The following is a 23,928-nucleotide window of genomic DNA, read 5'->3' as shown; positions in this document are numbered from 1 at the left end:
GAAATAAAAACTCCTTTATTATCCCAATTAAGACAATCCTTTGTAAAAAATAAAAATAGAACTCATTGGAACTATGACCTAAATATTGTTGTGTAAGGAACCCAAGTCACCGTGAAGAGTATGAATTCTGCTGTTAAGAAAATTAAAAGGCAGGTAAATTGACCTATAATGCCTCCATGTATTTGGTCGATAACCTGCATAGAAACAACATTCTGTAAATTTCAATTTAGCAAGCTATTGACTAAAAACCGGCCAGTTATTAAACCACAGAAAACACTGCTACATATCTACCCTATAGGTAATTTTCTTATTGGTAATAACAGTTTTAACTCTAACGGATAACAATGCGGAATCCGAAATTAGCGCTGTACAACCGGAACCTGATTTCGAAACCAAAACGCGATAGCTATAACCGTTTTTGTCCAATCCTACGGTCTTCACTGTCATAGTTGCAGATTGGGTGCCCGAATACTCCACCCCATCAGCTATGTTGTTGTAGAGTGTACCTCCATCAGTACTCACCTGCCACTGGTATGAATCCACGTAATTGGCAGATACTGTAAAATTGGTAGACGACCCGGCAAAAATAGTCTGGTCGGTAGGAGCCGAACTTATTGTTATGGGATTTACGGTTATCGTTTGTGTCACATCCGTACTATTGCCTGCCACATCGGAAATCCTATAGGTACGTGTTATAATTTCTGGGTTACTGCCTCCATTACTCACATCGCCCACAAAAATTACGGATGGATTTACTGTACAATTATCGGACTCATCCAATACCACCTCAGGGTCTGGAGAAGGAATATCCACTATACAATTCACATTAAGCGGCGATGGATTACTCGCTGTTGGATCAATATTATCCACCACTATCCTTGTAACTGCTGAAATTTGTGGATAGGGTGGGTCTCCCGGCATACCTCCATATTCCACTAAATACCCCTTGGGTTGATAATTCCCACTTCCAGCACCTGTGTTGGACAAATCGTTCCACGAACCATCGAAACCGGTACCTGGTGCATTGATATGGGCATAATCCTCATTTCCTGAATTATTTGGCTCCCCATTGTTCCAATTGGCATAATTATAGGGTGCCGTTACCGTTCCTGTCTGTGCCCCCGTCCAAAATTGGTTCCCAGCTTCAGGACCGGTTACCCATAACCACTCACCTTCCACGGCAGCATCACTGGCACCTATCCAACCTGCGCCGCTGGATTGTTTTCCCAAAAGATCTGCTTCATCAGTATTGGTCAATGTAGCCAAATATCCTTGTAGTCCATAGAACGTACGTAATTCGGCTGCATCCCTGGCCGCTGTCCAGGTAATTCCTACAGCTGGAATATATTCATAATAATGTTGTGTTGACAACAAGTAATTTGCTTCCGCCAAGACTATCGAAAACTCCTTAACAGTTCCCGATGTTGGGCTTCCAGAAGAATTATACCCAACATCTAAAATTGCCGCTTCAAAATCTGCTAAAGAAGCAGGGCCTATCAAACTCAGCTTCCCCTCGGGAACATCCCAAGAAGCATTAATATCAGGATGAGAACCACTTAGTGAAAGCACATCACCAGAACTATCATAATTCGTAGTTATCTGAACATAAACCGACCAAATTTCAGTATCATCAGGGTCGGTAATGGTTACTGTCTGAACAATAGGAACGGCCACACCAGGACAATACAATTGATCGCCTGTTGCAACTATGGTAGGAGGTTGATCTGCAGCAGTATCTATATCATCCCGGAAATCCAGATCCCCTCCCGTGGATGCATCATTATCAAAATCGGGTAAAGCTATTGAACCAGCATCCGTATTTAAAGGGTTGTCTATTCTTCCCCCTGGATCGCCATATCCATTGGTCGTATCTATGGCATTGTCCAATCCATCATTATCCGTGTCGCCTCCAGAAAGGGTTATGCCGGCTTCCGCCCTATCATCCGGTCCCTGATTATCGCTATTGGTATCCATAAAATCAGGTGTCCCATCACCATCGGTATCTACGGGTATCAATCCATTGGCCCCATAAGCATTATCCAGCCCATCATTATTGGAATCCGAAGTTGTTGGAGGTAAATAACCTATTGTAGTCTGTGCCTCTACATTATCCGGTATTCCGTCCCCGTCGCTATCCAAATCCAAATAATTAGGCACTCCGTCCAAATCGGTGTCCAATAAATCACAGCCTCCGTCACCATATTTAGCTCCATAAACCCGGGCGCCTACTTGGTAAGCTTCAATTCGAATATACTCTATTGCACTGCCACTAACGGTAAAGGTATATTGGGAAATGCTGCCGCTAGGCACTCCATTTGCTGCCGCTAAATATCCATTATTACCACCAGCGGCCGTAGAGCGTTGTATTTGCATGTCCGATGTTGAAACTGAGGGGTCTGCCCCCAAATAAACCGTTATCTCGGTACCAACAGTCACTGGTTCGGGAAACCTTAAAAGTAACCTAGAACTGGATCCCGGATATACCGATGTGGGGTTATGGGCATATGTATTTCCCGGGGTACCCTGGGCATTGGAAGGGTTGGTAAAATGCAGTACGTTGGAAGCTATTTGTACAACACCCCCGCTAACGGTACCACACTCATTTATATTCAATATCCCGTCATTGTCCGCATCAATATCGGAACTATCCGGAATACCATCACCATCGGTATCCATCAAGGGTACGGTACAATCATTGGAAAGTATACTGAAAGGAATTAATTGCTTGGAAATAGAAGGTCCTTGATATCTGACTTCGAGTACTTGACCACCTCCATTCTCATAGAACAACACCTCAATTTGATGAAAACCAGGGGTCAAGGTTACAGAACCATTTCTTTCTTGGGAACCGTGATCTCCATCGTTATTTACAATCTGCGTCCCATCTATAAACAGTTTTGAACCGTCATCCGAGGTTGTATAAAAAGTATAGGCTCCTGCCGTTGCTATTTGTATATATCCCGTGTACCTGATGGCAAAGGAGTCCGTATCACCTGGATCCACCGTATTTTGAAGGGTTCCAACATTAAAACTGCCTATTTGGCCGGTAGACAAAGCTCCGAAAGTAGGAATATTGTCTACAGAATTTCCAGCAGGCACCATATCATAAAACTCATAGGCCAAGGTGTTGGTACACATAGGTGGATTACCTACCAATAGTATATTATCGAGCCGATATCTATCGTTACTCTCATTGGTTGAAAAATTAGCTTCCAATTCCAAGGTAGCACCCATAGGAATCGAAAAAGAATAACTACTACTTGGATTCAAGACCGGGTCCACCATATTTACCCATGTTCCTCCATCCAAACGATATCTAAATGAAAAACGGTCCGTACCTTCAACATTATTTGCAGCTATGTCAAAACCTAGATTGATGTCGGCCAAACCTCTTATATTAATTGGGTCCGTCCTCCAATAACCGGAGGCGCTGGAGGATCTTGTTTCTATCCTATTGGAACGTACAAGCGCACCATTACCAGACGACCAATTAGTAGGGGATATTCCTGTTGCCGTCCCTGTAGCAACATCATTGGAATACGAGAAATTTTCGTTCCAAATAGTGGTTTGTGCAAATAAGGGGCATACGAGCAATAAAGAAATTAATACCATTCCTTGCTTAAAGACACCAGATTTTAATAATGTAGAGAAAAAAATCATGTTCGTATTTTAGTACAAGGTCTAGATCCAATAAAATTCCCTACAAATCTAGTGCTTTGAAAATGTTTACAAAATCAATGTTGTAAAACCTCTCTAAGCACATGTGAAATTATCAAAACCTGAAGTCCGTGATTTAAAAAGTCGAATCCCGCAAAAAAAAATGCAGTTGCCTGGGCAACTGCATTTTTTATGAAGTTATTAAAATATTCTATTCCAAAATCAAAAATTCCGACCTACGGTTCAATTGATGCTCAGCTTTTGAACATCTAACGCCATTGACACAGCGGTTCACCAAACGGGTTTCACCGAACCCTTCCCCTGCCAATCTGTCGCCACTAATTCCTTTGGAAATCATATAGGCAACGGTAGATTCTGCTCTTTTTTGGGACAGCCATAGGTTATAGGCATCATTCCCTTGACTATCCGTATGGGAGGTGACCTTAAGTTTTAAACTTGGATACTTCTCCATGGCAGCAATTACTTTTTGAATTTCAATTTCTGCATCCGGCCTTACATTATACCTATCAAAATCGAAATAAATGGTACTCAACTGCAATAATTTTGCAAGATCATCCCCATAGCCGGCCGTAACCCTATCCCTTTCCAAATAAAAATCAACTATCAATGGCTTACTATCCGATAAATTTAAATACTCCTCGGAAGGTACATAACCTTGCATAGTAGCCCTCACAAAATTACCCTGATTACAGTCTATGGCTATGCTATAATTTCCATTGGAATCCGTAATTACCGATGCCAATTCCTCATTATTCTCATCAATGACCTTTACCGTTGCCCCAACCAAGACCTCATTGGATATTTTGTCCCTTACGGTACCTGTTATTGGTTTAATACAATCGAATTCCAATTTTTTGGTCTCCACAAAACTATATATATCGTCCTCGCCCATTCCATTCTCGCGGTTTGAAGCAAAATAGCCGTTTCTAGTTTCCTCATTTATAATAAAGGTAAAATCGTCCAACTCACTATTTACAGGTTTTCCCACATTTAAAACGGTCCCTATATATTGACTGTTAGAAATTTTTGTGGCAAAAATATCCAGGCCACCTAAGCCAGGATGACCATCGGACGAAAAATACAGTACATTTTCACTAGTAACGTACGGGAAGGTTTCCCTTGCTTCCGTATTAATAATGTTGCCCAAATTTACTGGCGTCCCATAGGTACCATCGCTGTTAACGGCTACTTTAAAAATGTCCGATTCACCATAGGAACCGGGCATATCGGAGGCAAAATATAATACTTTTTCGTCTGGACTAAGTGCAGGGTGTGCTATAGAGTAGGATTCACTATTAAAAGGAAGTTCCTCTATATGGGTCCATATACCATTTTCTTTGACCGCCTTAAAAATTTTAAGCCTTACCACTCCCTTCTCGTCTTTAACGGTTTTACCATCAAATAGATTATTTCTGGTAAAATAAAGGGTATTGCCATCTTTGGTAAAAACCGAAGTAGATTCGTGATATCTGGTATTTATATCCTCCCCAAATTTAACCACCTTGTTTTCAGAAACACTGTCCGCATTAACCTTGTACAGGTCCAAAAAATCTTTGGAATTCCAAGTATGTCTATAGCGTGCCAAATTGCCGGTATCCCTATCCGAAGAGAATATTAGCCCCTGTCCATAAAACGAAGGGGCAAAGTCCGAATATCTAGAATTGAAGGCAAATTTTCCAATTTCATATCTCCCGGAGTTTTTCTCTATTTCCGCCAAATAATCCCTTTCGGTCATATAAAGATTGGCCCTAACGTCTGCAGACGTTATTTGGGTAAACTGTGCCATTACATCCTTGGACAGATCATATTCCCCCAACGACCTCAAAGTCTGGGCATATCTAAAATAGTATTCAGGCCCAATTCCCTCCTTATATTCATTTAGGAGTCTTTTATAAATTTCAGAGGCTTCTTTATATTCTGCATTAAAATAATAGGAATTTCCTAATTTCATTAACAAATCCGCTGACGTATATCCCTTGTCCAATACGCGTTTATAGATGTCTATGGCCGGACTAAAGGAATAGTCCCTATATTTTTCATCTGCCTTATTTATCAATCTATCCTGGGCAATGAGGACGTTACCAAGGACAGAAAATAATACTGTCAGCAAAAAAAATCTTTTTATCATTTTATTTTTTTTAGAAGAAACGCGGAGATACCATTCTACGGAACGATTTCACCAATTCAAATCTTAAAAACACTTCAAAGGACCCATCATTAAACTGCGTCCCCCCCAACTCGGTAGTTTCCCTGTCATAGGCCAGGCCGATCATAAACTGATCGCTCAGCTGAAAGCCCAAAAGACCGCTTAAGGCCGCATCCCATCTATAGGCAGCACCAAAACTAAATTTGTCATTGAACAAGAAACTGGCGGATAAATCAATTTGTAAGGGTGCCCCGCCCACAACTTTGGTCAATAGTGCAGGTTTAAACTTAAAATTATTATTAAGGTCAAATACATAACCAGTAATCAAATAAAAATTCATTCTTTCCTTTGAAAGGAATTCCACCGAATTGGGATCTCGTTGCGAATTGTCAAAATATTGTGTCTCCACTAAATTTGGTGCAGATAGACCTGCATAAAATTTATTGGTATGATAATACACGCCCACACCAAAATTGGGAGAAAATTTATTATCAATATTATCGCCTTGAATGTTTTCAGAATCAAAATTGTTCAATCCATTAAAGTCCAAACTGAGCATATTTCCTCCTACTTTTAATCCAAAGGATAATTTGGCATCCAATGCTACATCAACGGTATAGGACAACACTGCATCCAACTGGGTTTCTTGAACTACACCATCCCCAATATTGTCATTAATAATGGAAATGCCGTAACCCAATCTGCTATTTCTTATTGGTGAATGCAAATTTAAGGTCTGCGTTTTGGGTGCACCTTCCAGACCTACCCACTGGGAACGGTAAAGTGCCGCTGCACTTAATTGCCCTCTAGACCCCGCATATGCAGGGTTTACACTCATGGTATTGTACATATATTGGGTGTACTGTGCATCCTGCTGGGCATATAGTCCCGCAAAGAAGGAAAACAACAATAAAACGGTAACGAGGAGACTCTTTTTATATATCATCTACTATAAAATATTTTATTTACTCACATAAATATAACCACTATCTGTAATATTCTTCTGTTTATTTTCATATTGAAAAATATAATAATAAACTCCTGCGGGCAAATAATTGTTTCCAGTAACTGTAGACCTTGCCTTGGACCTACCGTCAAATACATTATTTTGATTATTGTACCCCTTTCCTTCATAAACGGAAACACCCCATCTATTAAAGATCTTTAAAGTATTGTTATTGGCATTTCTAACCCCCCTAATGAATAGGAAGTCATTTTTACCATCCGAATTAGGGGTCACGAGTTGATTTACTTCAATTATTTCATCTTCGTCACCTTCTTCTACAACTACTGTAACAGTACCTGTATCGCAATTTTCCGTATTGGCCGCTTCACAGATCATGTAGTCTATGGTATAGGTGCCATCGGCCGTACCTGGGGTTACGCTAACACTGCCATCCTCATTGATCGTAAGTTCATCCGTTGGTGTGGATGTAAGCACAACGTCCTCAGCGGCAACCAACTCGCCGTTGATGGTATCGTTGTCCAGTACATTGCTATCGGGTATTAATCCTGTATTGTCTGTATCGGTTGTATAACCATCGTCCACCGCATCGATCACATTGCCCATATCGGGACCTACCTGAATGCTTACCGTGGCCGTATCACAATTGTCCGTATTGGCCGCTTCACAGATCGTATATTCTATTGTGTAGGTGCCGTCGGCCGTTCCCGGGGCCACACTAACACTTCCATCTTCATTGATCGTAAGTTCATCCGTTGGTGTAGATGTAAGTATTACTTCCTCTGCAGCTACCAGCTCACCGTTGATGGTATCGTTGTCCAGTACGTTGCTTCCCGGAACCACACCACTTACACCCGTATCCACATTATATCCGTCGTCCACTGCATCGATTGCATTGTCCATATCGGGGCCTACCTGAATGCTTACCGTGGCCGTATCACAATTGTCCGTATTGGCCGCTTCACAGATCGTATATTCTATTGTGTAGGTGCCGTCGGCCGTTCCCGGGGCCACACTAACACTTCCATCTTCATTGATCGTAAGTTCATCCGTTGGTGTAGATGTAAGTATTACCTCCTCTGCAGTTACCAGCTCGCCGTTGATGGTATCGTTGTCCAGTACGTTGCTTCCCGGAACCACACCACTTACACCCGTATCCACACTATATCCGTCGTCCACCGCATCGATTGCATTGTCCAAATCGGGACCTACCTGAATGCTTACCGTGGCCGATGCGCAAACACTGGGATCGGGAATAACATTACATACCTGATAAACTATAGTAACAGTTGTGTTGGATTCGGATTCCACTGGAGTGTATGTCAAAAAGCCAGTTTCTTCATCAAAAGATACAATTCCCAAAGCGCTACCACCAATCATGGATAGATTTGTAATTCCCAAATTATCAGGGTCATTATTGGGCAAGTAATCATCATTCTCCAAAATATTGATTGCCACCTCTGTCAAGGCAGGGGTCGACCCTGAGTCATCCCTTGCAGTCGCTACAAGTGGATCCGGATCGGTTCCATTCGGATTTCCATCATTATCACAATCAAGAACCTCCCAATCAACAGTAGGGGTTAACGTAACACTTTCTGGATTATAATCGCAGGGATCCAATGGATCTGTGCCGTCTTCTTTCTCATCCCCGTTGGTTACCCCATCCCCGTCACAGTCCGCTTCGTCCCAACTATTGGAAGGAGCTACAGTTTGGTGGGCCAATACAAAATCGCAGGAATCCAATGGATCCGTACCATCTTCCTTCTCATCCCCATTGGTTACTCCGTCCCCATCACAGTCAACTGTTAAATAGTCGCCGCTCTGGGCCAAGGTAATATGTTCAGGGCTGTAATCGCAAGGGTCCAATGGATCCGTACCATCTTCTTTCTCATCCTCGTTGTTTACCCCATCCCCGTCACAGTCCGCTTCGTCCCAACTATTGGAAGGAGCTACAGTTTGGTGGGCCAATACAAAATCGCAGGAATCCAATGGATCCGTACCGTCTTCCTTCTCATCCCCATTGGTTACTCCGTCCCCGTCACAATCAACTGTTAAATAGTCGCCGCTCTGGGCCAAGGTAATATGTTCAGGGTTGTAATCGCAAGGGGCCAATGGATCCGTGCCATCTTCTTTCTCATCCTCGTTGGTTACCCCATCCCCGTCACAGTCCGCATTCTTCCATTCCGTTGATGGTGAGCAGTTCTGGTGGGCCAAAATAAAATCACAGGGGTCCAATGGATCCGTACCGTCTTCCTTTTCCTTTTCATTGGTTACGCCATCACCGTCACAATCCGCATTCTTCCATTCCGTTGATGGTGAGCAGTTCTGGTGGGCCAAAATAAAATCACAGGGGTCCAATAAATCCGTACCGTCTTCCTTTTCCTTTTCATTGGTTACGCCATCACCGTCACAATCCGCATTCTTCCAAGCAGTAGACGGCGCACAGTTCTGATGGGCCAAAATAAAATCACAGGGATCCAATGGATCCGTGCCATCCAACTTTTCTTTTTTATTCGTTACTCCGTCACCGTCGCAATCGGCATTCTTCCAAGCAGTGGACGGCGCACAGTTCTGATGGGCCAAAATAAAATCGCAAGGATTATTCGGATCCGTACCATCCTCATTTTCCTTATCATTGGTCACACCATCCCCATCTGAATCCACAGCTGTAGCCGATGATGAACCTATTATTGTAGTGGAAAGAGGACTACCAGGATTTAAAGCAAATGCTGAAGCCATGCCATTACCAGACAAATCAATATTACCGATAGCAAAAAGATCCCAAAATCCATTCAAAGAATTTTCCTTGATATCTGATGTTTCTTTATCATCGTCTTCATGCAATACGGGTTCCCCATGAATAGAATTAAAATTATATACATAGGTATTCCCATAGGAGGAAGAACTTCCAAAAACAAAAATAACAGCGATAAGTGAAAAATAGCGGGCTAAAGTGCTCCTATATTTCACAAAAGTAATATTCTCCATAAATGATAGTTTTATATCAACTGATCACCATGGCATAATAGGTAAAAACAAATGTAAGAAGTTGGGGCCAACTCCAAAATTACATGCAAGATATATCTAAAAAATCAATACTCATAAGGTTTTCAATCTGTAAATTATATAAAATCTGCCAATAACCGTATTACTCGACAAAGTGTTAATTATTTACAAAAATAACTTTGAAAAAAATATGTTTAACCTGTAAAAAATATTATTTGAACAACACTTGACCTAAACTTTTTCATTGGTGAAAAATACATTACAGACCTATCATTTAACAAAACCCGACGAATGGTTTTATCTATTTTGATTAAAATATACTCACTTTAATACCTAAAAAAAGGTATACAAAAATTAAGAATATTCCCAAAAATAATATGTGAATCACAAAAGGCACTGGACGGGCAAGGCAACCGTATTCAAATGTCATATAGACTTCAAGAATAAAATCGATACCACAAGAACCAAAGCCACACAAGACTCCAATTGTTACCTATACATTCAAAATATCCGCCAATTAATAATTCTTTGTTGCATTAACCCATATTTGCTGGTTGAAAAAAATTAATTTGACTTATTTTTGCCGAAATCAAAAGATCAATGAGTTTTAGGGAACAAATTGAAAGAAGAAGGACTTTCGGAATTATATCGCATCCCGATGCGGGAAAAACTACACTTACTGAAAAACTACTCCTTTTCGGGGGTGCCATTCAGGAGGCCGGAGCTGTTAAAAACAATAAGATAAAGAAAACTGCTACCAGTGACTTTATGGAAATTGAAAAACAAAGAGGTATTTCAGTTGCCACCTCTGTTCTTGCCTTTCTCTACAAGGACAAAAAAATAAATATACTGGACACTCCAGGCCACAAGGATTTTGCGGAAGATACTTTTAGAACCCTAACTGCCGTTGACAGCGTAATCGTTGTTGTTGATGTTGCAAAAGGTGTAGAGGAGCAAACTGAAAAATTAGTGGAAGTTTGTAGAATGCGGAACATTCCAATGATCGTATTCATCAACAAATTGGACCGTGAAGGAAAAGATGCCTTCGATTTATTGGACGAAGTTGAGCAAAAATTGGGACTTTCCGTTACCCCATTAAGTTTCCCGATCGGCATGGGTTATGATTTTAAAGGAATCTATAATATTTATGAAAAAAACATCAATCTTTTTAGTGGGGACAATAAGAAAAATATTGAGGACACTATAGCTTTCGACGATATTAACAACCCACAGTTAGAAGAAATTATAGGTACAAAAGCAGCCACTGAGCTCAGGGACAACCTGGAATTGGTCAACGGTGTATATCCCCCCTTCAACAAGGAAAGTTATCTCCAGGGAACGCAGCAACCCGTTTTTTTTGGTTCTGCCCTGAACAATTTTGGAGTGCGTGAACTGTTGGATTGTTTTATAGATATTGCCCCCTCGCCCCGGGCCAAAATGGCCGAAGAGCGCCTTGTAGAGGCCAATGAAAAGGAATTAACTGGTTTTGTATTTAAGATACACGCCAATATGGACCCAAAGCACAGGGATCGTCTTGCATTCATAAAAATAGTTTCGGGTACTTTTGAAAGGAACAAACCCTATTTACATGTCCGACAAAACAAAAATTTGAAGTTCTCCAGTCCCAATGCATTTTTCGCCGAGAAAAAAGAAATTGTGGATATTTCCTATCCTGGGGATATTGTTGGATTACATGATACCGGAAATTTCAAAATTGGAGATACCTTGACGGAAGGTGAAGTTCTACACTACAAAGGTATCCCCAGCTTTTCCCCGGAACACTTTAGATATATCAATAATGCAGATCCCATGAAAGCCAAACAGCTCAACAAGGGAATTGACCAATTAATGGATGAAGGGGTTGCCCAGTTATTCACCTTGGAAATGAACAACAGAAAAGTTATAGGTACTGTGGGAGCCTTACAATTTGAAGTAATACAATATCGTTTGGAGCACGAATATGCCGCCAAATGCACTTATGAAAATTTCCCGGTTTACAAAGCTTGTTGGGTAGACCCCAAGGACAGGAACAGTGAGGAATTTAAGGAATTTAAACGGGTAAAGCAGAAGTTTTTGGCCATGGACAAACGCAAGCAACTTGTTTTTCTTGCGGATTCCCAGTTTTCACTGCAGATGACCCAGCAGAAATACCCTAACGTAAAACTTCATTTTACTTCAGAATTCAATTAAATCACATATAGATTCCCGTAAAACAAAAAACCTTCTGCTAATACAGAAGGTTTTTTTATTGCTTTTAAGCTTCACCCGTTGGTCCAAAATTCAATGGAATGGGAGGCTGCTCATAATCCTTTATTGTTCCATGTGCCTTTTCGAAGCGACTCACATTATCACCAAGCGCCTTTAAGAATTTCTTGGCATGCTGGGGGGTAAGCACAATCCTACTTTTCACCTTTGCCTTGGGAGCCCCGGGCATCATGCTTATAAAATCCACTACAAACTCTGAAACGGAATGATTGATTATAGCCAAATTGGAATATATTCCCTCAGCCGTTTTCTCATCCAGCTCTATGTTGATCTGTTTTTGATTTTGATCCTTATCACTCATTATAAAAAATGATTATCTATTACTATTTAACTAAAAGCTAATGAACAAGTAACAAACAAATTGTCAATTGTCCAAAAAAAAACCCCGGTGAATAACACCGAGGTTCTTATTATTTAGAATTTCAATTCCTCTTTTCGGGCCATGATTTCATCGTATTCCTCCTTGGAACCTACAATGATATTTTCATAATCCCTCATTCCCGTACCTGCTGGTATTTTATGACCAACAATTACGTTTTCTTTCAATCCTTCCAGCGTATCTACCTTACCGCTTACAGCAGCTTCGTTAAGTACTTTGGTCGTTTCCTGGAAAGAAGCGGCAGAAATAAATGATTTGGTCTGTAAGGAAGCACGTGTAATTCCTTGTAGGATTGGTGTAGCTGTTGCCGCTACAGCGTCCCTTGCAGTAACCAAATTCTTATCGTTACGTTTAAGAATCGAATTCTCATCCCTTAATTCACGGGCACTAACAATCTGACCCGGCTTTAAGTTTTCGGAATCACCCGCATCTTCTACCACTTTCTGTCCGAAAATCTCATCGTTCTCTTGGATGAAATCATCCTTGTGAACCAATTGATTTTCCAAGAAGATAGTATCTCCCGGATCCTCTATACGCACTTTACGCATCATTTGACGAACTACTACCTCAAAGTGCTTATCATTGATCTTCACCCCTTGCAATCGATATACTTCCTGAACTTCGTTCACCAAGTATTGTTGCACCGCTGAAGGTCCTTTGATGGCCAAGATATCCTCTGGAGTGATTGATCCATCGGACAATGGCATTCCTGCACGTACGTAATCATTTTCTTGTACAAGAATTTGATTGGACAATTTAACCAAGTATTTCTTGACCTCACCTAATTTGGATTCGATAATGATCTCGCGGTTACCTCTTTTGATCTTACCAAAGGAAACAACACCATCAATCTCGGAAACAACAGCAGGGTTGGATGGGTTACGGGCTTCGAACAATTCGGTAACTCTTGGAAGACCACCCGTAATATCCCCAGCCTTAGCTGATTTACGCGGTATCTTAACCAAAATTTTACCTTCATTGATCTTGTCTCCATCATCTACCATAATATGCGATCCAACCGGAAGGTTGTAAGAACGCAATACTTCATCCTTATTGTTTTTGATCAATAGGGTAGGTATTAATTTCTTGTTCCTTGATTCTGAAATTACTTTCTCTTGGAATCCAGTCTGTTCATCAATCTCTACCTGATACGTAATACCTTGTTCAATATTCTCATATGCAATTTGTCCCGGGAATTCTGAAACAATAACTCCGTTGTAAGGATCCCAAGAACAAATAACCTGACCTTTCTCTATTTTTTCACCATTCTTAATGAACAACTGTGAACCGTAAGGAATGTTGTTGGTACTTAGTGTTATTCCAGATTTTGCATCCACAACCTTAATCTCTGATGTCCTAGAAATTACAATCTCTGATTTTTTACCATCTCCATCCTGACTGGAAACTGTCCTTAAATCTTCAATCTCAGCGACACCGGCAAATCTGGCCTCCAATTTATTTTCTTCAGAGATGTTACCTGCAATACCTCCCACGTGGAAAGTACGCAATGTTAACTGTGTTCCTGGCTCACCGATAGACTGTGCAGCTACTACACCAACAGCCTCACCACGTTGTACCATTTTATTGGTAGACAAGTTTCTTCCGTAACATTTACCACAGATACCTTTCTGCGCCTCACATGTAAGAGCAGAACGCACTTCTACTTTTTCAACTGGGGATGCTTCTATTTTCTTCACATCCGATTCCATAATTTCCTGACCTGCCTTTAAAAGCAATTCTTCAGAAATAGGATCATAAACATCATGTAAAGAAACCCTTCCAAGGATACGTTCCCCTAAAGTTTCAACAATCTCTTCATTTTTCTTAAGGGCCTCAACCTGAACCCCTCTTAGTGTTTCACAATCCTCAATATTGATAATTACATCTTGTGAAACATCCACCAAACGACGTGTAAGATAACCTGCATCCGCCGTTTTCAACGCCGTATCCGCAAGACCTTTACGTGCACCGTGAGTAGATATAAAGTATTCAAGAATGGAAAGACCCTCTTTAAAGTTGGATAAAATGGGGTTTTCAATGATCTCCCCACCTCCAGCAGTAGATTTTTTTGGTTTTGCCATTAATCCACGCATACCGGTCAACTGGCGAATCTGCTCCTTGGAGCCCCTTGCACCAGAATCCAACATCATATACACAGAGTTAAATCCTTGCTGATCCTCACGGATACGCTTCATAGCCAATTCCGTCAACATGGCATTGGTAGATGTCCAAACGTCAATTACCTGATTGTAACGCTCGTTATTGGTTATAAGCCCCATGTTATAGTTGGCCATAATACCATCTACCTGTGTATTGGCATCCGCAATCATTTCATGCTTCTCAGGCGGAATAATAATATCTCCCAAACTAAAGGACAATCCACCTTTAAAAGCGAATTCATATCCCATAGTTTTTATTTTATCCAAGAAATCGGCTGTTGTTGGAACATCGGTAACACTTAATATATTACCAATGATATCCCTAAGCGATTTTTTGTTCAATACCTCGTTAATGTATCCTGCCTGCTCTGGAACTACCATGTTGAACAATACCCTACCAACTGTTGTTGGAATGATTTGATTGACCAATTCACCAGCCTCATTAAAATCTTTGGCACGTACCTTTATACCGGCATTAAGATCTAGCCTACCTTCATTAAAGGCGATAACCACCTCTTCATAGGAATAGAACGTTAAACCTTCTCCTTTTACCGCTACCTCTGGAGTTGACTTTCTTTCTTTGGTCATATAATAAAGTCCCAAGACCATATCCTGTGATGGTACGGTAATAGGAGAACCATTTGCAGGGTTCAAAATATTATGTGATGCCAACATTAAAAGTTGTGCCTCCAAAATAGCTTCAGGTCCCAAAGGCAAGTGAACTGCCATTTGATCCCCATCAAAATCCGCATTAAATGCAGTACACACCAAGGGGTGCAAACGTATAGCCTTACCTTCAATAAGCTTTGGCTGGAACGCCTGAATACCTAGTCTGTGCAATGTAGGGGCACGATTCAACAATACTGGGTGTCCTTTTAAAACATTTTCAAGAATATCCCAAACTACAGGTTCTTTCTTATCAATGATCTTCTTGGCAGATTTCACCGTTTTTACAATACCCCTTTCGATCAACTTTCGGATAACAAAAGGCTTGTAAAGTTCAGCTGCCATATCTTTGGGCAAACCACATTCAAACAATTGCATTTCAGGTCCAACGACGATTACCGAACGAGCGGAATAATCCACACGTTTACCCAAAAGGTTTTGACGGAAACGACCTTGTTTTCCTTTCAGTGAATCTGAAAGTGACTTTAGTGGCCTATTGGATTCTGTTTTAACTGCAGATGCCTTACGTGTGTTGTCAAATAAAGAATCAACTGCCTCCTGAAGCATACGCTTCTCATTTCTAAGAATCACCTCTGGCGCCTTGATCTCGACCAATCTTTTAAGACGGTTGTTCCTTATAATAACCCTTCTGTAAAGGTCATTTAAATCCGAGGTTGCAAAACGGCCACCATCAAGCGGTACTAAAGGACGTAGTTCCGGTGGAATAACAGGAATCACCTTCATGATCATCCAATCCGGCCTGTTCTCCCTATTTTCCTGAGACTCCCTTAAGGCTTCCACTACTTGAAGTCTTTTCAAGGCTTCGGTCTTACGCTGTTTGGAAGTTTCGGTATTGGCCTTATGTCTTAATTCATAGGACAATTGGCTCAAGTCTATTCTCGCCAAAAGATCAATTAAGCATTCCGCACCCATTTTAGCGATAAACTTGTTCGGGTCAGTATCTTCCAAGTACTGATTCTCTTGTGGAATGGACTCCAATATATTCAAATATTCCTCTTCGCTCAAGAAATCCATTTTTTGGATTTCCTCACCGTCCGGTCCCTTGGCAATACCCGGCTGAATTACTACATAACGTTCGTAGTAAATAATCATATCCAATTTCTTGGAAGGCAAACCCAATAGGTAACCAATTTTATTGGGCAAGGAACGGAAATACCAGATATGGGCAACAGGAACAACCAAATTAATGTGTCCTACCCTATCTCTACGTACCTTTTTCTCCGTGACCTCTACCCCACAACGATCACAAACAATACCACGGTAACGAATCCTCTTATATTTCCCACAGGCACATTCATAATCCTTTACAGGACCAAAAATACGCTCACAGAATAGACCGTCCCGCTCAGGCTTGTGCGTTCTATAGTTAATAGTTTCAGGTTTTAAAACCTCACCTCTTGACTCTGCCAAAATAGCTTCTGGAGATGCCAAACCGATTGAAATTTTATCGAACCTTTTAATGGTATTATTATCTTTTAGTCTAGCCATAACTATAATCTGATACTAATTTAATTCTTGTTATTAGGAATAGTGTTTAAAACCAATCCTTGTTATTCTTCCAATCTAATATCCAAACCTAATCCCTTAAGTTCGTGCATTAATACGTTGAAAGATTCTGGCAAACCAGGTTCTGGCATGGTCTCTCCTTTTACGATCGCCTCGTAAGTCTTGGCCCTACCTATAACATCATCCGACTTAACGGTCAGTATTTCCCGTAATGTAGCAGAGGCTCCATAAGCTTCCAGTGCCCAAACTTCCATCTCTCCAAAACGCTGTCCACCAAATTGTGCTTTACCACCCAATGGCTGCTGCGTAATAAGTGAGTATGGTCCAATGGAACGAGCATGCATTTTATCGTCTACCATATGTCCTAATTTCAACATATAGATAACCCCAACGGTTGCAGGCTGGTCAAAACGTTGACCCGTACCGCCATCGTAAAGATACGTATGTCCAAATCTAGGAATTCCTGCTTCATCGGTATAGGCATTGATTTGCTCCAAGGTAGCACCATCAAAAATTGGGGTCGCATATTTCTTCCCTAATTTTAATCCGGCCCATCCTAAAACAGTTTCATATATCTGTCCAATGTTCATACGGGAAGGCACCCCTAATGGATTCAATACTATATCCACCGGTGTTCCATCCTCTAGGAACGGCATGTCCTCGTGACGTACAATTCTGGAAACGATACCTTTGTTTCCGTGACGGCCCGCCATTTTATCCCCAACCTTCAGTTTACGCTTTTTCGCTATGTAAACTTTGGCCAATTTCATAATACCGGCTGGCAATTCATCACCAACGGAAATAGTGAACTTGTCCCTTCTAAGGTTACCTTGAAGATCGTTCAACTTTATCTTATAGTTATGCAAAAGATCGGTTACCAAGGTGTTGCTTTCCTTATCCGTAGTCCAACTTCCACCAACCAAATGGGCAAAATCATCAACGGCATTCAACATTTTCATGGTATACTTCTTTCCTTTTGGCAAGACTTCTTCCCCAAGGTCGTTCAATACCCCTTGGGAAGTTTTGCCATTGACCAATGTAAATAGTTTTTCGACCAATACATCTTTCAATTGCTGGAATTTTACTTCGTATTCCAACTCTAATTTGGAAAGTTCTTCCTTATCCTCGGAACGCTTACGCTTATCCTTAACAGATCTTGAGAATAATTTCTTGTCTATAACAACCCCTCTAAGTGATGGGGATGCCTTTAAGGAAGCATCTTTTACATCACCGGCTTTATCACCAAAAATGGCGCGTAATAATTTTTCTTCCGGGGTAGGATCGGACTCACCTTTAGGAGTGATCTTACCGATCAAAATATCCCCAGGCTTAACTTCCGCTCCAATACGGATCATTCCGTATTCATCCAAATCCTTGGTAGCTTCTTCAGAAACGTTGGGAATATCATTGGTCAACTCTTCAGCTCCCAATTTGGTATCCCTTACCTCCAAAGCGTACTCATCAACATGGATAGATGTAAAAATGTCCTCACGAACTACTTTTTCAGAAATAACGATCGCATCCTCAAAGTTGTAACCTTTCCATGGCATAAACGCCACTACCAGGTTTCTTCCCAATGCCAATTCGCCACTTTCCGTAGCGTAGCCTTCACAAAGAACCTGTCCTTTTTTAACCTTGTAACCCTTTTTTACAATAGGTTTAAGGTTGATACTTGTTCCTTGGTTTGTCTTTCTAAACTTGACCAATTCATAAGTTTTGGAATCTTCTTCAAAGCTAACCAATCTTTGCTCTTCGGTACGGTCGTACTTAATGGTGATTTTCTGGGAATCAACATATTCTATAACCCCATCTCCTTCTGCATTTATCAATACCCTTGAATCCGACGCTACTTGACGTTCCAAACCTGTACCCACAATAGGTGATTCCGGCTTCAATAATGGAACGGCCTGACGCATCATGTTAGATCCCATCAAGGCCCTGTTGGCATCATCATGTTCCAAAAATGGGATCAAGGATGCCGAAATGGAAGCTATCTGGTTGGGTGCAACATCGGTATATTGAATTTCAGCAGGATCCACCACTGGAAAATCCCCTTCTTCCCTTGCAATTACCTTCTCTGCAGTAATGTTTCCTTTTTCATCCATAGGAATGTTTGCCTGGGCAATTTTCATTCCTTCTTCCTCTTCTGCACTTAGGTAAGTAAAGTCGTTAATGTTTACTGTACCATTGTCAACCTTACGATACGGTGTTTCCAAGAAGCCCATTGGGTTTACTTTGGCAAATACCGATAGTGAGGATATCAATCCAATGTTCGGTCCTTCCGGAGTTTCAATAGGACAAAGTCTACCGTAATGCGTATAGTGCACATCACGTACCTCAAACCCTGCTCTTTCCCTTGAAAGTCCGCCTGGCCCCAATGCCGACAATCTTCTCTTGTGCGTAATTTCGGCCAATGGATTGGTTTGATCCATAAACTGTGATAACTGGTTGGTACCAAAGAAAGAGTTGATCACCGAAGACAGGGTCTTGGCATTGATCAAATCTATTGGGGTAAACACCTCATTATCACGTACGTTCATACGCTCGCGAATTGTTCTGGCCATACGTGCCAGACCAACACCAAATTGCTGTGACAATTGTTCACCAACAGTCCTTACCCTACGGTTGGAAAGGTGATCAATATCATCGATCTCAGCTTTGGAGTTGATAAGCTCTATCAAATATTTAATAATGGTAATGATATCTTCCTTGGTCAAGACCTGCTTGTCCATTCCAATATCCAATCCCAATTTTTTGTTCATTCTATAACGTCCTACCTCACCAAGGTTGTAACGTTGATCGGAGAAAAACAATTTATCTATAATACCACGTGCTGTTTCCTCATCGGGCGGTTCAGCATTACGCAATTGACGATAGATATGTTCAACAGCCTCTTTTTCAGAATTCGTCGGATCCTTCTGTAGGGTGTTATGGATAATGGCATAATCGCTTTGTGCATTATTCTCTTTGTGCAAAAGAATAGTCTTCACATCAGCTTCCAATATCTCATTTATGTGATCTTTTTCTAAAATAGTATCACGGTCAAGGATAATCTCATTTCTCTCAATAGATACCACTTCGCCCGTATCCTCGTCCACAAAATCCTCATGCCATGTATTCAATACTCTAGCCGCCAATTTTCGGCCCAATACTTTCTTTAATCCGGCATTGGAAACTTTCACTTCCTCAGAAAGGTCGAAAATTTCCAAAATATCCTTATCCCTTTCAAAACCAATGGCCCTGAACAAGGTGGTAACCGGTAATTTTTTCTTTCTATCAATATAGGCGTACATAACACCATTGATATCCGTTGCAAACTCTATCCAGGAACCTTTAAAAGGAATCACCCTTGCAGAGTACAACTTTGTTCCATTTGCATGGAAAGATTGACCAAAGAAAACCCCTGGAGAACGGTGTAACTGGGAAACAACAACGCGTTCTGCTCCATTGATCACGAAGGTACCGCTAGGAGTCATATAAGGAATAGTTCCTAAGTACACATCTTGTACAATGGTCTCGAAATCCTCATGCTCGGGATCTGTACAATATAATTTTAATCTTGCTTTTAATGGAACACTATAAGTAAGTCCACGCTCAATACATTCTTGAATGGAATATCTAGGTGGATCAATGAAATAATCTAAAAATTCTAATACGAACTGGTTCCTTGTGTCTGTAATTGGAAAGTTTTCCATGAAGGTGTTGTACAACCCTTCATTGCCCCTTTCGTCAGATTTAGTTTCAAGTTGAAAAAAATCTTGAAATGATTTAATCTGAATGTCCAAGAAATCCGGATAATTCGGCGTGTTCTTAGCGGATGCGAAACTTATTCTTTCAGTCTGATTTGTGAACATCTATGGACAAAATTTTGATCGTGAATACTATAATTGGGTAGTGTACGCCACTATACACGGTATGTATAAAAAGGCTTAGGTCTAGCCACAAAAAGCGGAAAGACCTAAACCAAAATATTAATGGTTGTCGTTGCTATTATTTAAGCTCAACTTCCGCTCCTGCTTCTTCCAAAGATTTTTTAATTCCTTCTGCTTCGTCTTTAGAAACACCTTCCTTAACGGCTTTTGGTGCGCTATCAACGATGTCCTTAGCATCTTTCAATCCTAAACCAGTTAATTCCTTAACCAATTTAACTACTGCTAATTTAGAAGCACCAGCTGCTTTCAATATAACATCAAATTCCGATTTTTCCTCAGCAGCATCACCACCATCGGCAGCACCGCCACCAGCAGCAACAGCAACTGCAGCAGCTGCAGGCTCTATACCGTATTCATCTTTTAATATATTAGCCAACTCATTTACTTCCTTTACTGTAAGGTTAACCAATTGTTCTGCGAAATCTTTTAAATCTGCCATTTTTCTATCGTTTAATAAAATTTTAAAATATAATTGTTTTTAGTGCGTACGTATTATCTTTCTGATAATGTCTTAAGGATTCCAGCAAGTTTACCTCCACCGGATTTAAGTCCAGAAATAACATTTTTGGCTGGGGATTGTAACAATCCAATAATTTCTCCAACCATTTCCTCTTTGGACTTAATGCTTTCCAAAGCATCCAATTGATCATCACCAACATAAATTGCCTCGGCAATATATGCTCCCTTCAACAAAGGCTTATTAGACTTCTTTCTAAAAGTCTTAATCAGCTTTGCGGGTGCATTTCCGGTTTCCGAAAACATTAAAGAGGTATTCCCCTTCAACACTGTTGGAAGTTCACCGAAATCCTTATCCGAAGCCTCCATTGCTTTTGCAAGCAAGGTATTCTTAACTACAGCAAGTTTTATATCAGCCTTGTAACAAGCCCTTCTCAATGCCGAAGTAGTTTCAGCATTTAATCCGGAAATATCGGCTAAATATATAGTGGAGCTATCCCCTAACTGCGCAGTTAAATCTTGTATAACATTTAATTTCTCTTCTCTTGTCATAATAAAAATTTTTAACTACCAGTTAAACTGCTTTTGGATCCAATGCAACACTAGGACTCATAGTACTGGACATATATATAGTCTTCACATATATTCCTTTGGCTGCAGTTGGCTTTAATTTTACCAGTGTATCCAACAGCTCGTTGGCATTGTCCGCAATTTTATCAGCTGAGAAAGAAACTTTCCCGATTGCAGCATGCACAATTCCTGTTTTATCCACCTTAAAATCGATCTTACCGGCTTTTACCTCAGCAACTGCTTTGGCAACATCCATAGTAACCGTACCTGTTTTTGGGTTCGGCATAAGACCTCTTGGTCCCAAGACCCTACCTAAAGGACCTAGCTTACCCATAACACTTGGCATCGTGATGATTACATCAACATCGGTCCAACCGCTTTTAATTTTATCCAAATATTCGTCCAATCCTACGAAATCAGCACCAGCTTCCTTAGCCTCCGCTTCTTTGTCCGGTGTTACCAAAGCCAAAACCTTAACATCCTTACCAGTACCGTGGGGAAGTGTAACAACACCACGAACCATTTGATTGGCCTTTCTTGGATCAACGCCCAAACGTACCGCCAATTCAACAGATGCATCGAATTTTGTATTGGTTATTTCTTTTACTAAAGCAGATGCCTCTTCAACAGAATAGAGTTTATTCTTATCTATTTTGCTGTGGGCTTCTTTTTGCTTCTTTGTTAATTTTGCCATTCTAAATTGCTTTTAAGATTTTAAAAAGGTCTGTTGCCTGCAACTTTTAAACCCATAGACCTTGCTGTACCTGCAACCATACTCATTGCCGATTCTACCGTAAAGGCATTAAGATCTACCATTTTGTCTTCAGCGATCAACTTGATCTGGTCCCAAGATACACTTGCAACCTTGTTTCTGTTAGGCTCGCCAGATCCTTTTTTAATCTTAGCCGCTTCCATTAATTGAACTGCCGCCGGCGGTGTCTTTACGACGAAGTCGAACGACTTGTCTTTATAAACCGTGATCGCCACTGGCAATACTTTGCCTGGTTTGTCCTGCGTACGAGCATTGAATTGCTTACAGAACTCCATAATGTTGACCCCGGCAGCACCTAAAGCGGGTCCAACCGGTGGCGATGGATTCGCTGCACCTCCCCTAACTTGTAGTTTAACTACTTTACTTACTTCTTTTGCCATTGTTTAAAATTAAATTTAAAGAGTGTTAATTTGGAAGCAACACTACTTTTATCTATGTAACAGTTCTTATTAAACTTTTTCTACTTGCATATAACTGAGCTCCAATGGTGTTTTTCTTCCAAAAATTTTCACCATTACCTCCAGCTTGCGCTTTTCTTCATTAATCTTTTCTACGGTTCCATTAAAACCATTGAACGGCCCATCAATAACCTTTACAGTTTCACCGAATACAAACGGGATGGCAACACTATCGGTCTTAATAGCCAATTCATCAACTTTTCCAAGCATTCTATTCACTTCGGATTTCCTCAAAGGAACAGGATCCCCCCCTTTGGTCTCACCCAAAAATCCAATGACATTGGTAATAGAACGGATAATATGAATCATTTCACCCCCTAGGTTGGCTTTGATCATAATATATCCCGGAAAATAAACACGTTCTTTGTTTATCTTTTTTCCGTTTCTTATTTGCACCACTTTCTCAGTAGGAACAAGAACTTCTTCCAAATAGTCACCAAAACCAAGCCTAGCGACTTCCGCCTCTATATAGCCTTTAATTTTGTTTTCCTGACCACTTACGGCTCTTACAACATACCATTTCTTATCCAATACTTCTGACATACAGTACTTCTTAATTGATTATGTTATTGAAATACAGTTGTATCAACTTACCAAACAAACTATCAACACCCCAAGTCGCAAGCGCAAAAATTATAGAGAACACCGCTACGATCACCATCAAGTTGGAAGACTCCTCCCTTGTTGGCAAAGTAACATTGTTCCTAAGTTCGTCTATAGATTCCTTTATATATGTAAACATGCTGCGATATATTTATTTTCCAAACTACAAAACAAGGCCTTAAAAAAAACTGACGACACCATCCAAATCAGAAAAGAACCCATTGTATTCTGCACGGGCGGAGAGGCTCGAACTCCCGACACCTGGTTTTGGAGACCAGTGCTCTACCAACTGAGCTACACCCGTTTATATTTACATTGAAAGGTATCCCGCTTTAGCAAGACACCCT

Annotated in this window: 14 protein-coding genes and 1 tRNA gene; 1 reads left to right on the top strand and 14 read right to left on the bottom strand. The window is 40.7% G+C overall.

Annotated features, from left to right (window positions below):
* Positions 1-279: 279 nt before the first annotated feature.
* From C7972_RS13455 to C7972_RS13440, 4 genes are all read right to left on the bottom strand, one after another.
* On the bottom strand, positions 280-3,660 hold the full coding sequence (locus C7972_RS13455; protein ID WP_110356686.1) for a PA14 domain-containing protein: 3,381 nt from the start codon (positions 3,658-3,660) through the stop codon (positions 280-282).
* A 208-nt stretch (positions 3,661-3,868) separates the two neighbouring features.
* A complete protein-coding gene (locus C7972_RS13450) occupies positions 3,869-5,806 on the bottom strand; it encodes an OmpA family protein (protein WP_110356685.1) in 1,938 nt (645 codons plus the stop codon).
* 10 nt (positions 5,807-5,816) lie between these two features.
* Complete coding sequence (locus tag C7972_RS13445; RefSeq protein WP_110356684.1) at positions 5,817-6,770, bottom strand: type IX secretion system membrane protein PorP/SprF; 954 nt, start codon at positions 6,768-6,770, stop codon at positions 5,817-5,819.
* A 15-nt stretch (positions 6,771-6,785) separates the two neighbouring features.
* Positions 6,786-9,776 carry a gliding motility-associated C-terminal domain-containing protein gene (locus C7972_RS13440; protein ID WP_110356683.1) on the bottom strand — a complete coding sequence of 997 codons (2,991 nt, stop codon included), beginning with the start codon at positions 9,774-9,776 and terminating at the stop codon, positions 6,786-6,788.
* A 618-nt stretch (positions 9,777-10,394) separates the two neighbouring features.
* Between C7972_RS13440 and C7972_RS13435 the strand changes: the two genes are divergently transcribed.
* Entirely contained in the window at positions 10,395-11,984 is a 1,590-nt protein-coding gene (locus C7972_RS13435; protein ID WP_110356682.1) for a peptide chain release factor 3, read from the top strand.
* Between the two features lie 64 nt (positions 11,985-12,048).
* Here the strand turns inward: C7972_RS13435 and C7972_RS13430 are convergent, their stop codons facing one another.
* The 10 genes from C7972_RS13430 to C7972_RS13385 form a co-directional block, all read right to left on the bottom strand.
* A complete protein-coding gene (locus tag C7972_RS13430; protein WP_072863284.1) occupies positions 12,049-12,360 on the bottom strand; it encodes a DUF3467 domain-containing protein in 312 nt (103 codons plus the stop codon).
* 113 nt (positions 12,361-12,473) lie between these two features.
* Positions 12,474-16,772, bottom strand: a complete 4,299-nt coding sequence (gene rpoC, locus C7972_RS13425) for a DNA-directed RNA polymerase subunit beta' (protein ID WP_110356681.1) — start codon at positions 16,770-16,772, stop codon at positions 12,474-12,476.
* A gap of 62 nt (positions 16,773-16,834) precedes the next feature.
* Positions 16,835-20,644: a DNA-directed RNA polymerase subunit beta gene (rpoB, locus tag C7972_RS13420; protein WP_110356680.1), complete on the bottom strand. Its 3,810-nt coding sequence runs from the start codon at positions 20,642-20,644 to the stop codon at positions 16,835-16,837.
* Positions 20,645-20,780: 136 nt separating this feature from the next.
* On the bottom strand, positions 20,781-21,161 hold the full coding sequence (gene rplL, locus C7972_RS13415) for a 50S ribosomal protein L7/L12 (RefSeq protein ID WP_110356679.1): 381 nt from the start codon (positions 21,159-21,161) through the stop codon (positions 20,781-20,783).
* Between the two features lie 53 nt (positions 21,162-21,214).
* Positions 21,215-21,730 carry a 50S ribosomal protein L10 gene (rplJ, locus tag C7972_RS13410; protein WP_103477258.1) on the bottom strand — a complete coding sequence of 172 codons (516 nt, stop codon included), beginning with the start codon at positions 21,728-21,730 and terminating at the stop codon, positions 21,215-21,217.
* 22 nt (positions 21,731-21,752) lie between these two features.
* A complete protein-coding gene (rplA, locus tag C7972_RS13405; protein ID WP_110356678.1) occupies positions 21,753-22,442 on the bottom strand; it encodes a 50S ribosomal protein L1 in 690 nt (229 codons plus the stop codon).
* A 20-nt stretch (positions 22,443-22,462) separates the two neighbouring features.
* Positions 22,463-22,900, bottom strand: a complete 438-nt coding sequence (gene rplK, locus C7972_RS13400) for a 50S ribosomal protein L11 (protein ID WP_031444830.1) — start codon at positions 22,898-22,900, stop codon at positions 22,463-22,465.
* Positions 22,901-22,969: 69 nt separating this feature from the next.
* The gene (gene nusG / locus C7972_RS13395; RefSeq protein WP_110356677.1) at positions 22,970-23,521 is read right to left on the bottom strand and encodes a transcription termination/antitermination protein NusG; all 552 of its coding nucleotides are present in this window, start codon (positions 23,519-23,521) and stop codon (positions 22,970-22,972) included.
* A 10-nt stretch (positions 23,522-23,531) separates the two neighbouring features.
* Positions 23,532-23,720 (bottom strand): preprotein translocase subunit SecE, encoded by a 189-nt coding sequence (gene secE / locus C7972_RS13390; protein ID WP_110356676.1) that lies wholly within the window; start codon positions 23,718-23,720, stop codon positions 23,532-23,534.
* A 92-nt stretch (positions 23,721-23,812) separates the two neighbouring features.
* Positions 23,813-23,885: transfer RNA gene (locus C7972_RS13385), tRNA-Trp, on the bottom strand.
* Between the last annotated feature and the right edge of the window lie 43 nt (positions 23,886-23,928).

The sequence above is a fragment of the Arenibacter sp. ARW7G5Y1 genome (genome assembly GCF_003201775.1).
In the GTDB taxonomy this organism is placed as follows: domain Bacteria; phylum Bacteroidota; class Bacteroidia; order Flavobacteriales; family Flavobacteriaceae; genus Arenibacter.
This window is presented reverse-complemented; position numbering and strand designations above follow the sequence as displayed.